The 15870-nt window shown below is 39.3% G+C and carries 14 protein-coding genes; 2 read left to right on the forward strand and 12 right to left on the reverse strand.

What is annotated here, in order from left to right; all coding sequences use genetic code 11:
• Positions 1-6 precede the first annotated feature (6 nt).
• Positions 7-1350: a DUF1576 domain-containing protein gene (locus KQI58_RS06615; protein ID WP_216407573.1), complete on the forward strand. Its 1344-nt coding sequence runs from the start codon at positions 7-9 to the stop codon at positions 1348-1350.
• A 63-nt stretch (positions 1351-1413) separates the two neighbouring features.
• Here the strand turns inward: KQI58_RS06615 and KQI58_RS06620 are convergent, their stop codons facing one another.
• From KQI58_RS06620 to KQI58_RS06635, 4 genes are all read right to left on the reverse strand, one after another.
• Positions 1414-4014 carry an ABC transporter permease gene (locus tag KQI58_RS06620; RefSeq protein ID WP_216407575.1) on the reverse strand — a complete coding sequence of 867 codons (2601 nt, stop codon included), beginning with the start codon at positions 4012-4014 and terminating at the stop codon, positions 1414-1416.
• A complete protein-coding gene (locus KQI58_RS06625; RefSeq protein WP_216407577.1) occupies positions 4007-4687 on the reverse strand; it encodes an ABC transporter ATP-binding protein in 681 nt (226 codons plus the stop codon). The genes KQI58_RS06620 and KQI58_RS06625 overlap by 8 nt, the downstream gene beginning before the upstream one ends.
• Before the next feature lie 106 nt (positions 4688-4793).
• The gene (locus KQI58_RS06630) at positions 4794-5699 is read right to left on the reverse strand and encodes a sensor histidine kinase (RefSeq protein WP_216407579.1); all 906 of its coding nucleotides are present in this window, start codon (positions 5697-5699) and stop codon (positions 4794-4796) included.
• Positions 5700-5703: 4 nt separating this feature from the next.
• Complete coding sequence (locus KQI58_RS06635; protein WP_176674448.1) at positions 5704-6369, reverse strand: response regulator transcription factor; 666 nt, start codon at positions 6367-6369, stop codon at positions 5704-5706.
• A gap of 183 nt (positions 6370-6552) precedes the next feature.
• Between KQI58_RS06635 and KQI58_RS06640 the strand changes: the two genes are divergently transcribed.
• On the forward strand, positions 6553-6825 hold the full coding sequence (locus KQI58_RS06640; protein WP_216407581.1) for a hypothetical protein: 273 nt from the start codon (positions 6553-6555) through the stop codon (positions 6823-6825).
• A gap of 56 nt (positions 6826-6881) precedes the next feature.
• On the opposite strand, the gene recQ is transcribed toward KQI58_RS06640, so the two are convergent.
• The 8 genes from recQ to KQI58_RS06680 form a co-directional block, all read right to left on the reverse strand.
• Positions 6882-8633 (reverse strand): DNA helicase RecQ, encoded by a 1752-nt coding sequence (gene recQ / locus KQI58_RS06645; protein ID WP_216407582.1) that lies wholly within the window; start codon positions 8631-8633, stop codon positions 6882-6884.
• A 326-nt stretch (positions 8634-8959) separates the two neighbouring features.
• Positions 8960-9640, reverse strand: a complete 681-nt coding sequence (locus KQI58_RS06650) for a hypothetical protein (protein ID WP_216407583.1) — start codon at positions 9638-9640, stop codon at positions 8960-8962.
• 58 nt (positions 9641-9698) lie between these two features.
• A complete protein-coding gene (locus KQI58_RS06655; RefSeq protein ID WP_216407601.1) occupies positions 9699-10082 on the reverse strand; it encodes a hypothetical protein in 384 nt (127 codons plus the stop codon).
• 404 nt (positions 10083-10486) lie between these two features.
• Entirely contained in the window at positions 10487-11170 is a 684-nt protein-coding gene (locus KQI58_RS06660; RefSeq protein WP_216407585.1) for an alpha/beta hydrolase family protein, read from the reverse strand.
• A 144-nt stretch (positions 11171-11314) separates the two neighbouring features.
• Complete coding sequence (locus KQI58_RS06665; RefSeq protein ID WP_216407587.1) at positions 11315-12229, reverse strand: phosphate acyltransferase; 915 nt, start codon at positions 12227-12229, stop codon at positions 11315-11317.
• Between the two features lie 13 nt (positions 12230-12242).
• Positions 12243-13307 (reverse strand): butyrate kinase, encoded by a 1065-nt coding sequence (buk, locus tag KQI58_RS06670; protein WP_216407589.1) that lies wholly within the window; start codon positions 13305-13307, stop codon positions 12243-12245.
• A 23-nt stretch (positions 13308-13330) separates the two neighbouring features.
• Positions 13331-14548 carry a LeuA family protein gene (locus tag KQI58_RS06675; RefSeq protein ID WP_216407591.1) on the reverse strand — a complete coding sequence of 406 codons (1218 nt, stop codon included), beginning with the start codon at positions 14546-14548 and terminating at the stop codon, positions 13331-13333.
• Between the two features lie 31 nt (positions 14549-14579).
• Positions 14580-15746 (reverse strand): hypothetical protein, encoded by a 1167-nt coding sequence (locus tag KQI58_RS06680; protein WP_216407593.1) that lies wholly within the window; start codon positions 15744-15746, stop codon positions 14580-14582.
• Positions 15747-15870 lie beyond the last annotated feature (124 nt).

Genomic DNA, 15870 nt, shown 5'->3' on the forward strand with positions numbered 1-15870 from the left:
GAAGCTTTGGGAAAAACAAAACACGTGTTACTTTCGACAAATATTATTTTTATTTTTTTACTTGCTTATGGGTTAGCGATTACACTGGCCGCCTTTTTTCTTGCTAGTCCGAATGAACTGACTGCGGGAATGCTGCGGATCGTTCAATCCCCTAGTAATTTGATCACTGATTATGTTCATATTGCCGGTGTTGGTCCAGCATTTTTAAACAGCGGGCTGTTAACCTTAAGCAGTCTGTTCCTTTTACGGAAGCACAAACATCATTTTTGCTCCTTGACCGTTTCGGTCATTATGATGCTTTCCGGGTTTTCATTTTTCGGGAAAAACATCATCAATTCTGCACCGATCATTTTAGGATGCTTGCTATATCTGCGAATTCATCATTCTGGCAGACAGGATTTATTGGTCATGGGGCTCTTAAGCACTTGCCTTTCGCCGATTGTTAGCACGATTTATTGTGCGCCGGATCATTTTTTCATTTCAAATACGTTCATAGCCTTGGCAGCAGGGTTATTTATCGGCTACACGATTCTGCCGATCTTCGAATTTTTAAAGGTCCACACAAAAGAGTTAAACCTCTATAACATGGGCTTTTCCGCTGGCTTCATTGGGGTTCTTGGAAATTTGGCCACGAGGAATGTTTTAGCAATAAAAATCGTGCCTCACGCTCTTTCCTTTGACCACCACTACGCGTTACTTTCCTTTTTAGTTGCTCTATTTACTGTCCCGTTTCTTATCTTTTTATCCTTTTATAAAAGAAACATCACCCGAACGAAGCATTTGCTTTTGGATTTAAAGAAGATCGCCCGCTTTTCACTTTACGGCTATCTAGCTGTGATCTTTACTCTCATCTTAAAAGTTCCTTTAAGTGGGATTTTAGTCGGGGCAATTTTGACCTTCGCCGGCTTTAGTATGTATAATTTCAAATTTCGCTACTTCTTTTTCCCAGCATTTGGTGTGTTCCTAACTGGGCTATTCTTCTATCAAGATACCGCGACAACGAATAATATTGTGATTATGCTTTTTGCCAGCACACTTTCACCGATGACTCGTAAATATGGGTTGGTAACAGGCACGCTTTCTGGCGGAATCTTTTCCTTGATTACTCGAAATACGCACTATCTTACCGCTGGGATCAATTTATACAACTGCGGATTTGCTGGGGGGATTACTGTACTACTAATGGATTTCGTTCGCTTGCAATTTTATAAGCACAGCAAAATCAAAGCCTATTTTCAAACTTGGCATCTTCGAATTATCGAAATTGAGAAAAGGTTGATTGCCAGATTTCTAACATTTTCTCAAACCTTTCTTTTCAAAATTACAACGATGAAGGATGATCAATTGTAGCGTGAAATAGGCTTTTCATAAAGAACAAACCTGCCTTCGATTCATTTCGAAGGCAGGTCTGTTTCATTCTAGCTTATTAAATTCTTCAATAATGTTACTGCTCCGGAGTCCTCTAGCCAAATTAACGCTGATGAGATAGCACAAGCCGAAAATACAAAAGTTGAGTCCAACAACCGGCAATACAGGATAGTCAAACCTTAGCCCTAGCAAATAAATCTGAGAATAATTATATTGAAGCTTTGTAATTATGATTGAGACTGCGGTTGATATAGCGATTGAAACGAAGACAAATAAGGTGCTTTCAAAAGCAATCATTTTCTCTAACTCTTTAAAGGATAAGCCCAATGCTTTAAACAGATAAAGTTCTCGCTTTCGCGTTTCGATACGATACTTCAGACTATTGATTAGATTAATGATGACTAACAATAAAACAACAAGCGCTATCCCAAAAACATAGACGATTTCTTTCCGATAGATAGAATACAGCTGTTCCTTTTCAGCGATCAGACTTCTGGCAGTGACTTGCTGATTTATCACAGCCAAGCGGATAAGCTGTTCTTCAATCGACTCCTTCTGGACGTTAGTTAGCTCAGCATTTGCATTGACATTGATTGTTTCATAGGTGTACCTAGGGACGATTTTTTGATAAGCCTGATCACTCATTATTATTAATGGATATCCCTGTTCTATTAATGATACTTCTTGCATATAAGGATAATAGGCAATTGCAAGGATCTTCATTTTCTTTTGCGAATAGTCTGTCTGATTGTCAGTCATTTTCCAGTAATCTTCGCTTTTAGTTTCAAAGTTCGAGGCGTACCTCACTGTAAGAGTCTGACCTAGCTGATAACTCATCAGCTGTTCCCCGTTTTTAAAATAACCCACTGACCCTTTTGATGGGCCGGAAGTACTAGTTGTAGGAATGGCAAGAATCACTTCATTTTCACTCAGATTTTCAGGGTCAAAATTACCAGCCTTCAAATAATTCTTTAATTTCTTTAGAGCATTTGAATTATAGCCCTTTAATTTCGTATGATAAACTGCTTCTCCCTGAAGCTTACCGGTCAATGAAAAGCCATAATTTTTTAAAACGATCTCGTCTTTTTCCTTCAAAAATTGCTCATTGCGATCAACACCAGAATCAATAACTTTAACCGGCAAAGCGCTTTGCGTCTCTATTTCCTTTATCCCCTTAATCTTCTCAATCTTTGAAAAAACCTCCGGCTTGATACCTAGACGAGCATCCAGATCATCGTAAGTAGTCAGTAAATAGTCGCTATTGTAGAAACTCGTAGTTTTTCTAATTTGTTGATTTTCTTTTGCTAAAATCGCTTGGTAAAACAAGCTAATAAATAACGTTGAAGCCAAAATTAAGGACATAACAATAAAAAGAGAAGTTTTTACATCTCTAAAAATATATTTTAGCCCCAACTGCTGGTAGAAGGTTGATTTGTTAGAGGTGTCTGTTAATCGGAAGAAATGCAAATCTGATTCCCCACTGGTATCATTACCAAAGATGGTGTCGGTTACTGAACCAGCATTTATCGCATTCGCACCAAGATGGCCCACCATCAGAATTGTCAAAAAGAAACAAAGAAGGCAAATAGCAATCGGTAAAACTGGAATAATCAAATCAAATTGATCTGCCTTGCCCCAGAAATAAATGTCGATATTCTGATCCTTAGAAAGAAGCGTGACAAGATAAGAACAGCCGTAACCTGTGATGATCCCGATTGGCAAACAGACTAAAGTCAGGCCGCTGAGTTCCATAAGAATCATCTTTCTTATTTGCTTTTTGGTTAATCCTAACGCGCGTAAAATACCGAACTGATCTTTTCTTACCATTAAAGCGATTCGATGGATTCCAAAAATAACAATTGCACAAATAGCAATCATCAGTGCCCCCATTTGAACATCCAGCAACAGTAAATCTTCTGTATTTTCTTTCCAAACATTTTCTCTAATTTGCTTATCTCTTAGGTTTAATTGCTGTTTTATTTTCGTTAGTTTCTGCTTATTACCGCCTTCACCAAACGCGATTGAAGCCGTCAGATCCTTGTCATGATCGTTTTTCATGTCCAAGTCTGTATACAGGGTGACCACTGCAGCTCTTTTATGAAAAGCCTGATCGCTAATGATTCCAACCAGCTTAAATTTTTCCGTCACTACCTTATTTGTAGAATTATTATAGCTGACCGGTACAGCTACTTCCTGATCAAGAGTCGGATTGATCCCTAGATTCAACAATGCCCATTTTTCTGCAACGATTTCTTGAGGCATTTTCGGCATTCTTCCTTTTAGGAGTTTTGCTACCGCAAGTATCTCTTCGGAATTTGAGGCACGCAATATGCCTCTTTGTGAATCTTTTGTTTGAATATTTCCTAACTGCTTTCCAATGCCTAAGTGCTTGATTTCAGAATTTTGCTTGAGCAGATATATCTGTTCAGCATCCAAGCCGCTAATTTCGTAATCAATTGCCGTGTAGATAAACAAATTTTGTTTGGCGATCACGCGATGATTCGTGTGCAAGAGCGTCAATATACTGAAAATCAATGTGATTGATAGCAGTAGACTAAGGATAAGTGCGAAGGAGTTTTTTCGATAGTCTTTAACAAAACGGATTGTTAGCCCTAATAGCATATTTTTCGTTTCAATTTTATCCATCACGCACCTCCGATACTAAGATGCCATCTTCCATTCGAATGATTCGATCAGCCAATTGTGCAACTCCCTCATCATGGGTAATGATCACCATCGTTTGTTTAAATTTACTACTGGTAATTCTTAGTAATCCAAGCACATCCTGCCCGGTTTTAGAATCCAAATTCCCCGTCGGCTCATCTGCAAAAATAATCACTGGTTTGGTCGCTAATGCTCTGGCAATTGCGACACGTTGCTGCTGCCCTCCTGATAACTCATTTGGATGACTATTTACCTTATCCGTTAGCCGTAAAAGAGTAATCAGCTCAGAAATATACTCCTTATCAATCTTTTTTCCATCTAATAGAATCGGAACAACGATATTTTCCCACACAGTCAACATAGGAACCAAATTGTATTTCTGAAACACGAAACCGATATTCCTTCTGCGGAAAATCGTCAAGGCTTCATCATTCAACTTTTCGATATTCTTGCCATGAACCTTTACTTCCCCTTTTGTTGGTTGATCCAAGCCGCCAAGAATATGCAGCAACGTAGATTTTCCGCTGCCACTAGTTCCTACGATCGCTAAAAATTCCCCGCGATTGATTGTTAAGTCGATTCCTCTTAGTGCTAGTACTTTTGCATCGCCTTGACCATAGGTTTTTTCAACTCCGATTGTTTGTATGATTTCCATTTCTACTCACCTCCAAGAAAAAAGTTTGCATCGTATCTCTACAATCCAAACTATAGCAAGAAAATATCTCCAGGTTGTCTCTCAAAAGTATCAGTTTTGAGAGATTCTATTCTGCGGGAAGATAAATGGAAAAAGAGCTGCCTTGTCCCATTTCTGAAGTCAATTTAATATAACCGCTCTGAGCCTCAATTATTTGTCGCGCAAGATAAAGACCAACGCCGATACCTGGCTGATCCGCAACGTCTTCACTGCGGTAAAATCGCTGAAAAATTCTATTTTGTTCATTTTCAGAAATGCCGTTGCCTTCATCCTGAACACGGATCTTAGTAAACATAGGTGTGCTTTCAACCATCATTTGGATATTGCTGCCAGCGGGGCTATACTTAATCGCATTGTCTAAAATATTAGACAACGCCTCGCTCGTCCATTTCCGATCATAAAGAGCAGATTCCTCTGACTCCTCTATCGTTAGAGTGATTTCTTTTTCCAGCAGATTTGTTTGAAATTGTTTTTTCACTGAGACAAGTAATGGGGCTACCGGCTGGTTCTTGACAACTGGAGCGATCGTTCCAGTTTCAAGTCGAGACATTTTTACTAGTGCTTTAATCAAAAAATCTAATTTTTCTGATTGTTGAGAAATCAACTTAATCTCAGGGGATTCCTGTTGATCCTTTTCTGCTAATAATTGTGCGTACAATAGGATATTAGCAATAGGCGTCACACACTGATGTGAAATATCAGAGATTAATGTTTGGATCACCTGTTTTTGCTCTGTGAGACTCTCAGCAGTCACAAGGGTACTCGATAAATAGTTATATAGATCATTTTCCAATGATGATAGCTGCGACTCTTCATAATTGGTTAATTTCAAATTGCCGTTTGCTGCAGCGGCAACCATTTCCTGAAGGGAATCAATCACCCTTTTCTGCTTTCGCCTAAAGTAAATCAGACAAATGGTGCCACAGCAAACAACGCCAAACAAAAATACAACAACCATAATTCCCCAATCCATTCCGTCACCTCCAACTATAACCAATCCCGTAAACAGTTTTTATATATTTAGGATGACTTGGATCATCACCGATTTTTTTCCGCAGACGTTGAATAACCACCGTCAACGCGTGCTCATCCACAAATTCACTATCACCAGACCAAACCTTATCTATCAAATAACTGCGCTTCAATGTTGCTCCTTGATTATTCAATAACAAGTAAAGCAAACGCTGTTCCGTTTTGCTTAATTCAATTAAACTTTCAGAAACGTAAAACACCATCGCTTCAAAATCAAACACGAGATGATCAATGACAAACTTTCGTTGCGGAGTGATCTGTCTTAACTGAACAGCCACGCGAGCACGAAGGATCATCAAGCTAAATGGTTTCACCAGATAGTCATTCGCCCCTGCCTCCAGTCCAAGGATAATGTCCGATTCCAAATCATTTGCTGTGATAATGATGATTGGAACTTTGCTCGTTTGACGAATTTCTTTTAAAAATAACATCCCGTGACCATCAGGAAGATTTAAATCCAATAGCATCAAATCTATCGCGAAGTTATTTAAAATCTGCTTTGCTTCGCTAATTTTTTTGCACTGATAGAAAACCTTATCCTCTTGATCTAATGCCATTTTGATCCCATCATTTAAGTCAGTATCATCTTCTAAAATCAGTATTCTTTTCATTTCTGCCTCCTAACCGAGCGCTTACCTCTTCACTTAATATTATACGGGCAAGGCAGCAGATAAAGAAGTTCATTTTTTTTCGAAAAAATAATAAGAAATTTTTTATTAACTTTTAAAATACTATTTTTTAACCCATCAATCACTGTTAAAATAGAGGCTATACACTAAGAAAAGGAGACTACTATGCGAGGAACAGTTTCAACTGACCAACGTGTTTACCACTATGAATCACCTTTTTTAAAACAAGGAGAGCATGGGCTGACGCTTAGCCAATTGCGTGCTCAATTTATTAAAGAACTGCTGAATAATCCGCGAGCAAAATATGTGACAGAAAACTACGCCCTAGAAAAAGAGCAGCGTCGAATCAATGTCTGGAAAAAAGATGGAAAGACGCTTTCTGAGGATGAATTGTTGCGAATCGATACAATTATCCCGCGAATCTTTGAAACAAACTAAATCAAGATGAACAAAAAACACGCTCTCAACCAAGTGAGAACGTGTTTTTTTAACGATTAATTTTCCTTTTTCAAAAGCGCTAAAAATTGCTCGCCATAATTATCCAGCTTACTTTTGCCGACTCCTTTGATTTGTAAAAATTCTAGAGAAGTTTGTGGCTGCTTTTCTGCTAGCTCCATCAATGTTTTATCAGAGAAAATCACATATGGCGGTAGATTTTTTTCTTGCGCCAGTTGAGAACGCAAGCTTCGCATCTCTTCAAAAAGTGCGTCATCTGCAACTAATTGTTTCACAGGTGCCTGCTTACGATAAACCTCCTGTTTGCCTAGGAGAACCGAAATTCCCTGCTCGGAAACAGTTAACAGAGGGTATTGTCCTTCAGAAGGTACCAAGTAATGCTCAGCCGTCAAGTAGTCGATCAAACCGGCTACCTCTTTTTGCGAATACTCCTTCATCAAGCCATAAGTTGGCAGCTGTTCGAAGCGCCATTGTTTAATTTTTTGATCATTCGATCCGGTTAAAACTTTCGCAACGAGGGCTTTCCCAAATTTTTCTCCCATCCGCTTTACACAGGATAACACTTTTTGCGTATCGGTGGTGATATCCACCAGCTCTCTATCATCTAAACAGTTGCTGCATTTTCCGCAATCCGGCTGATCCTCACCAAAGTAGTTCAAAATATAACGCTGCAAGCACATTTGAGTGTGCCCATATTGATTCATTTCTCGCAATTTCGTATATTCATTTTGTTGATACGAGCTTTCTGACTGAGATTGTTCAATAAAAAATTTTTGAACCTGAAGATCCTGCGGCGCATATAATAAGACAGCCTCACTTGGCAGTCCATCACGACCAGCACGACCGGCTTCTTGATAATAAGATTCTAGATTTCCCGGAATCTGCACGTGAATCACAAAACGAACATTACTTTTATTGATCCCCATACCAAAAGCATTAGTGGCAATCATCACTTCAATGCGGTCAAATAAAAAATCCTCTTGATTCTGCATACGCTCGGCGTCATTCAAGCCACCATGATATTTACCGACAGAAAACTGCTGATGCTTCAATAAATGATACAAACGCTCCACCTCTTTGCGGGTAGAAGCATAGATAATACCTGATTGTCCCTGATTTAACTTTAAATACTCCGTCAGATACAGATCCTTTTGATCCTTGACCACTTGAAACGCCAGATTTTCTCGTGCAAAGCCCGTTTTGATCTCATTTTCTTTTGAAATATGTAATAGACTTGAAATATCATCTGCGACTTGTGGAGTTGCGGTCGCGGTCAACGCGATAACTGTCGGCTGCTGATCGAAATTCGCAATGGTTTCCGCTAATTTTAAATAGCTTGGGCGAAAATCATGTCCCCACTGAGAAATACAATGAGCTTCATCGACAGCTAAAAGTTCGATCGGTACATAACGCAACAACTCGCGAAAATCCGCTGATTCTAAGCGCTCTGGTGCAACATACAGCAATTTGATCTCGCCGCGCGCAGCCTTTCGTACGCGTTCATTCATCTCAAGATTCGACAATGTACTATTAATAAATGCAGCAGGAATGCCCACTTCATTCAAACTATCAACCTGATCTTTCATTAAGGAAATCAAAGGAGAGATGACTAAAGTTAAACCTTCCAGAACAAGTGCAGGTAATTGGTAACAAATCGACTTTCCCCCACCGGTCGGCATGATCCCTAAAACATTCTGCTTCTGCAAAACCTTTTGGATGATCTCCTCTTGCCCATTCCGAAATTGTGTATAACCAAATTTTTCTGATAATAGAGCTTTAATTCGTTCCATAAATGTGCCCTTTCTTGATTAAATTGGGCCTAAAAGACCAAAACGACATTTATTTGGTAAAAATTCTGAAGCTGTTACTTTCAACTACATTATTGAAATAGTACTACAGCTGGAATTAAACATCATTTAATCAGTATACTCAAATGACTATCACCTAGCAAGCCGCGATGAGAAGCTGTATAATCATAATCTATCGAAACATGATAAATAGCCCACTACTTTAGCGGGCAAAAAAAATTGATTCGAATTTTGATGAAGAATTCAAATTTTATGAGACCGCCTCATCCCAACGTTGGATTTTTTTGATGAGGCGGAAACTCAACTACTTACTCTCGTTTGCGCATACGATTCAGTAGCCGCTTACGTTTTTTCTTAGGTTTTGCTGGCGGAGATTCCTTGTTTGCGGACATGGCTGGTTCTTCCGCCTCTTCCTCGTATTTCGCCGTAATGATCAGCTTCGCTGGCGTTGCTTGATCATCTAACACAATATCCTCCACGGAGGCGTCAGTTGGTAGACAAGCCGTAATGATCATTACCGCCTGACTTTCACTGATATCCTCTGGTTCCACACCCAGTGGCAGCTGGATTGTTTTGATTAACCAGCCCGGTTTTGGCTGCTCTTCGGTAATTGTAAAATCCTCTGGAAAGCGTACTTCTCCTGTATTTTTTACAGACTTCGGCTGAGATTCTTCCTTCACAGGAGTTGATGCAACAACTGGCTGCGAGCCAACTGCTTCCAGCATGACGCTCATTGGATCATTGGCTGGTTGTTCGCTTTCTTCTGTATCATCAAAGATCGTGCTGACTTCTTTAACAATCATTTTTGCCCGCAAAACCTCCTTGAATAAAGCGACCCCGTCTTTTTCAAATAGGCCGATCTTGGTTAATTTGGTCAATGCTGTTTTGACTTGATCCGCGGTTTTTGTCGGGTCAAAGTGTTTAAATTTAAAATGATGGGATTTGCCAATGCCGTCAGCAAACTCCGCATCTAAAGTAATCGTTCTCATAAATGGGTTCCATCCTTTTCGGTTTTTAGTTTGTTTTTCTTATTTACTTGGAAACTGGTCATGATTCAACCATGCCTTCCAACGGTTGATTGATCGTTTGACTAAATAATTGCTCAGTTTCTTCAGCGACATAGGTTTGCGCTGGGAATAATTTTGCAGATAATAATTGCCACTCTTTTTTTCCAAAGTATTCGGTAAAATAAATATAATAGCGACGCATCGCGGCAGTCGAGCGAGTTTTTAAGAAAATATAATTCGCTAGCCCTCTCAGAACACTTTTAAATTCTGATTCACAGAGTTCTGCTCGGACTTGTAATGCAATCAACATTTCGATGGTGGCCGTGCCATCTTTTGTCTCATGATAATACTTGCGAATCCGTTTTTCGACTGTTTTCCGTGACAGCGTAAAAAGTTTTTTATTCGTGATGCCATATTCTTGCAAATAGTTTTCCCCTTTCATTTGGAATAATTCTTTGTTGAGATATCTACACCAACAACATACGCCTATTTCTACGGGATTTACACACCAAAAATTTGATTGCATCTAAAATATAAAAATTCTTATCGGATGAATCTGATAACAACGAGTCAACCGTGCCTATAAAATAATACCCGTAAGAAAAAATACCCATATCTTTTTCAAAAAATAAGAAAAAAGCCAATCATTTGATCAGCTTTTGACGAAAATATCCAAGTATCTCCCTCTGGAATCCTTATTGCGAAGGTATTTCTCTATTTATAAATAGTGTTAAACGAGCTATCTTTTGTTTGGAATAGTATCTGTTAATCTCTATTTAAAATATTTTTTCTTAACCCATTTATACTTGCAAAGTCTAAACTATCCTCCTAGTTCAACCAGTTTAATATATAGTCAAAATGCTTTTGGTCTGGTTCAATGATATCCTGATGAGCCATTTTAGGAAGAACTAAAAGTTCGATATTCTGCCTGTTCAATAAGTTCATTTTTAAATAATTTAGTGTTGTTTCGATATCTACTCGCACATCGTCACTCCCGTGAATAATAAGACATCTTTCTGTTTTCAATGGTAACTGCTGACAAGGTGAAGCAGCAAGCAATTCTTTCTCATCTACTTTTTCACCAAAGTATTCTGCGACTGCATTATCACCTAGTTGATATTCATAGGTGTAAACTAAATCTGTGACTGGTGCTAAGGCAATAACTTGCTGAGCTTCAGCAGCATTCAAAAGTGCCAACTGACCTCCGACCGAATGACCGATCAGAATCAGCTCAAAATCAGCATACCGTTCTTTGATTTGTTTTATGGCACTCTTCACATCGAATAAAGGAATCGGCCACGGATTATTCATACCGCGTCGATACTCAATATTACATACAGGATAGCCATGTAGAACAAAAAAGCTTTGCATTTCTTTAACCGTTTCTAAGCTCTTTTCTTGCCGCCAATAACCGCCATGGATCAGAGCAATGACTTGTTTTCTTGTGATTGTTTCGGGCTCTGCGATTTGTATAAAGCAATCATCCTCGATTTGATAGTGTACTTTTTCCATTTTATTCACCAACTTATTGATATTTTTGTCTGTTAAATAAATTGTAGCATGCCCAATGTGAAATCAGTGATTCAATCCATTCAAAAAGGTCTAGATTATAATCAAATCAATGCTTTGACAATAATCTAGACCAACAACAGTCTTTTAAGTGGGACTATTTTGCTCTTGATACAGCCAACAAGTAGCCGCGATCGAATTCACTTTATTTTGTAAAGCATCTGTTCTCGAGGTCATAATAAACGGTTCCTTGGTTCCCATAATAATCGAAGCCGTTTCAAACCCAGCATAAAAGTTTAGTGCTTTGCTTAAAGTATTCGCTTCTTGCAAAGATGAGCCCACTAGGATATCCGCTGCTCCAGCCACTGAGCTGTGAATCCCTTTGATTGAGGCTGCTTCTTTTGAGATTGCATTATCCAGTGAAAGTGGACCATCAATCATACAGTTTTTTATCTGGCCTCGATGATTCATTTGTACCAGAATTGCTCCTAAGGTTGTATCTGGCATTTTTTCATTCACAGTTTCTACTGCACTTAATAATGCAACCTTTGGACATGGATTACCGAATGCGTGTGCTGCGGAAACAGCACTTTCAATAATATCCTTCTTTACAGATAAGCTTTGCTCAATATTGATAGCACAATCGGTTAGGAACCTCAATGTATTCGATTGATCCTGAAAAACTGTTATTTGACTGATCCTTTTCGTTCTTTCAAAACCATATTCTTTATTAAGGACCGCACTCATAAAATCAGAAGTATGGAGCAGACCCTTCATGGGAATATCTGCTTGCTGTTCATTGACCATTTTTATCGCAGCTGCAGCCGCACACTTAGAATCAGGTTCATTAAGGATGTCAAAATTTGCAGAAGACAAACCGTGCTTATCAAATAATTCTTGAATGCGATCTGCTTTTCCGATTAAAATAAATTTAGCGAGGCCTTCTTTACTCGCTTTATCTGCCAGCAATACTTCTTCTTCCTCCGCCATAGCAATGACAATTCTTACTTGAGTGTTTTCACGTACCTGCGTACGTAATCCACTGAATGTGTTGATTTGCATCATTTCACCTGCCTTACGTGTATTCTTTAATTTCGATCTCTCCTAAATAGGCCGGAATGCATACAGAACTCAAGGCGTCCAATTCATCAATATCTGGTTTGACATAAATTGGTGCCATCCACCATACATGTTTCTTTACGAAATCAACAAAACGATCAGAATGGGCTAACCCTCCAGTGATACCGATTGCATCTGGCTGTACCCCCATCGCCCCAGCCGCCGCACCAACAGCCTTACTGACCTGAAAAGCCATTGCTTCAAATACTTCCTGAGCTTTGGTATCACCGTCCAAGATTCTTTTCTCAATTTCTTCACCGTTGTTTGTTCCTAAATGAGCCATTAAGCCACCACCGCCATTTAGCATATAGTCCAGCTCTTCTTCACTATATTTTTGCGATTGGATTAATTTCTTCCAATCTGCTGCAGGTAGTGTTCCGCTGCGATCCATTCCAAATGGTGCATCGCCATCTAAGCCATTTGTAATATCTATCACTTTTCCCTTTTTATGTGTGCCACAAGAGATTCCTGACCCCAGATGAGTAATAACAATATTGATTTCCTCATAAGTTTTCCCTAAATTAGCCGCTATGAATCTTCTAAAAGCTTTATGGCTTAGTGCCTGGAAGTAACTGTGGCGAGTAATTTCGGGAAGACCAGTGTACCGTGCAATTGGAATCATTTCGTCCACACAGGGCGGATCGGCAATTAATGCCTTCCTTCCGTTCTCCTTTGCAAAACTCAAAGCAATCGCACAACCTAAATTGCACACATGTTGACCATATTCTCCCGACTTGGCATCTGTCACCATTGATTCATTCACTTCGTAGACGCCTGATTCTAGGGGTTTCACTGATGGCCCACGAGAAATGAATAACTCGATACCATGAATCGAAAGTTTGTTTTCACTTAAAAACCCAAGAATACGTTCTTTTCGATAATCATATTGCTCCCAGATTTTTTTAAAGCCTTCAATCTCCTCGGAAGGATGACGAATCGACTCCTTCAAAATCATTTTATTCTCATCATAGATAGCGACTTTCGTAGAGGTTCCACCCAAATTCATTATCAATGCTTTCATTTCAAGCAGCCAACTTTCTTTAATTATTGAAATTTCGCAACTAAATCTCTAAATTCTGCTTCATTCAACGTTCTATGCAGTTCGATTCCCTTTGCTTTAACAGCCATCAGAAGATCCATTTTCTTGTCTTCATCAACTGTTAAATCATAACGTTCCAACCAGACACGCAAATTATCTTTTCCAGATTTTTTCCCTAAATCCAAGATTGGTTCACGATTTCCAACAAGATCCCAACGATATGGTAGCATTACTAACGGATCAGATTTGCGAGCATTTTCCCATAAGCTTGAAGGCATCCCCGTTTCCCAGCCAAAGATTTCATCACCGACTACCGGTGCCGTTGGATTGATTGGTTCACGAGCCAAACGCGCCACTGTATCAGACAAATCTTTCAATTTAGACAGATCCAATCCAGTATCCTGACCATATAAAGCTTCTAGTGATAATGCAACTTGCTCCAGTTGTGCTGATCCTGCTCTTTCACCAATTCCATTAACAGTGACATGGACTGCCGAAGCTCCTGCTGCTAGGCCAGCCAATGATGTTGCAGTTCCTAAGCCAAAATCGTCATGGAAATGACATTCGATTGGGGTTCCTGGGAAACGTTCAATTAATTGAGAAATTCTCAAACGGGCACCCTCTGGTGATAAAGCGCCGAAAGTATCCACTAAAGCCAGAGAATCCATATGTCCGCCACCATCAACAATTGCTTGAACCGTGTCCATCAAGAAATCCATACTTGCTCGTGAACCATCCGCAGGGAAGAATAGCACCTTCAAGCCTAATTCGTGGGCTTTTGCTGTTGCTTCGATCGCTGATTTAATCGCTTTTTCAGCCCCCCACTTGATTCCTTTAGCAAGCAGATGTTCGCTTCCTGGAATTTCCGCTACAACACCATCCACACCACATTCTTTAGCTAATTCCATATCTTTTACCATATTACGAACAAAACAATAGATATCCGCTTTTAGCCCTAAACTTGTGATTTCTTTAATCGCATCGGCATCTTCTTGCGTTACCGCAGGCGTTCCTGCTTCAATTCTGTGAACGCCTACTGCATCCAATTTTTTAGCAATTTCTACTTTTTCTTCCCTTGTTAACACAATACCCGGTTGTTGTTCCCCATCACGTAATGTTGTATCTAAAAACTGGATTTGATCGACAAATTTAAATTCACTCGTCACCTTTTCATCATAGTTTGAGGGACTTACCCACCATTTTCCTTCTTCTCTGAAACCCATTTTTTATTTCCTCCTTCGATTTAACATTATTTTATTCAGACAATTCAATTTCAGTTGAAACCTTGTTTTTTTGATATTTATAAAGCTGATACGGCAAAATGACTAAGAATGGAATTTCAAACAACGGAATATTGATTCGACCGATAATCCCATATGCTGTAGTAACAATCTGCGGAATACCTGCACGTCCAAAGTAAAAAGCTAAAACTGTCAAAATACCCACCAGTAAAAGACGGCGAGCATTGTAGCTCGAACCCTTCCAAACTTTATGAACGAGTAATTGATAGCGTTCGATCATTCCGTACAGATATCCGGCTCCTGTTGATAGAACTGCTAAGTAAGCAATCGCAGTATATAGCAATCGGACAGTAAAACCCGCTCCGATGATATGGTTCAAACTCCAAAGCGTTGGTAAATCTTCACCAGCAACATTTGGCATTCCCGCAGCGAAAATGATAATCATGGCGATTGTTGAAATAAAAACCATCAAGCTCCCAATAATTGCCGTTCCTAATGAATGCTTTCTAGTTTTTACTTGTCCCTTAGACGCCGGAATGACCGCATCGACAAATGCAACCATGATGTTGATATACAGAACGATTTGCATTAGGACATGCGATATCGGTGCGTTCATCGTACGATTGCTAACGTAGTTACTCATGCCTTCCCAAGATGCCGGAACGCCTCGTATCGCGATATAGCTAATCAACAGAATCAAGGCGATCGCGATAAAAGAAGCAGAACGTAGCACAATTTTTTGTCCTGCAAGAATCAACAAGACGACTATTCCAAATGTTAATAATCCCATTGCAACAGATGAAACATGGAAAAATTCCGAAAGCAGTCGTCCACCTGTAGCAAAGGTCAGTGCAGAAATCGTAATACACGCTAGGATCGCCGAAAATTCTTTAACATTCGCGAAAAAGAAGTTAAATTTTCCAAAAACGCGATCATAAAATGAACGAAAATCATACAGCTCAAATGTCCGACAGTATTCCAGCACAAGATAGCAAATGATACCAGCTATTGTTGTTGTGAAAAGCGGACCAATAAATACACCAAGCCATGATTGTCCTACGAAGAAACTAACAAGCTGCGCACCGCCTGAAAATCCCGGACCAATATAAATACCGAACCAGACGGAGGCCAATCCAAAAGAAACGAGCAAACTTTGAAGAGTGCTTTCTTTTTTTTCCATTTCGCTTCTCCTCGTAATATATTTTTTAGAGTGATAAATCACTCCAGTTTTATTCTCTTGTTCTTTGATAATTTAATAACACTTTAGTTGCTTGGTGCTTGTGTGATGTTCTAGAATTGACTCC

Origin of the sequence: Enterococcus raffinosus (assembly GCF_018917525.1) — a bacterium.
GTDB lineage: Bacteria > Bacillota > Bacilli > Lactobacillales > Enterococcaceae > Enterococcus_A > Enterococcus_A raffinosus_A.

Bases quoted from the DNA above. Each gene is read 5' to 3' on its own strand.
- KQI58_RS06620 (WP_216407575.1), bottom strand. From the start codon at position 4,014: ATGGATAAAATTGAAACGAAAAATATGCTATTAGGGCTAACAATCCGT.
- KQI58_RS06625 (WP_216407577.1), bottom strand. From the start codon at position 4,687: ATGGAAATCATACAAACAATCGGAGTTGAAAAAACCTATGGTCAAGGC.
- KQI58_RS06630 (WP_216407579.1), bottom strand. From the start codon at position 5,699: ATGGATTGGGGAATTATGGTTGTTGTATTTTTGTTTGGCGTTGTTTGC.
- KQI58_RS06635 (WP_176674448.1), bottom strand. From the start codon at position 6,369: ATGAAAAGAATACTGATTTTAGAAGATGATACTGACTTAAATGATGGG.
- KQI58_RS06640 (WP_216407581.1), top strand. From the start codon at position 6,553: ATGCGAGGAACAGTTTCAACTGACCAACGTGTTTACCACTATGAATCA.
- recQ (WP_216407582.1), bottom strand. From the start codon at position 8,633: ATGGAACGAATTAAAGCTCTATTATCAGAAAAATTTGGTTATACACAA.
- KQI58_RS06650 (WP_216407583.1), bottom strand. From the start codon at position 9,640: ATGAGAACGATTACTTTAGATGCGGAGTTTGCTGACGGCATTGGCAAA.
- KQI58_RS06660 (WP_216407585.1), bottom strand. From the start codon at position 11,170: ATGGAAAAAGTACACTATCAAATCGAGGATGATTGCTTTATACAAATC.
- KQI58_RS06665 (WP_216407587.1), bottom strand. From the start codon at position 12,229: ATGCAAATCAACACATTCAGTGGATTACGTACGCAGGTACGTGAAAAC.
- buk (WP_216407589.1), bottom strand. From the start codon at position 13,307: ATGAAAGCATTGATAATGAATTTGGGTGGAACCTCTACGAAAGTCGCT.
- KQI58_RS06675 (WP_216407591.1), bottom strand. From the start codon at position 14,548: ATGGGTTTCAGAGAAGAAGGAAAATGGTGGGTAAGTCCCTCAAACTAT.
- KQI58_RS06680 (WP_216407593.1), bottom strand. From the start codon at position 15,746: ATGGAAAAAAAAGAAAGCACTCTTCAAAGTTTGCTCGTTTCTTTTGGA.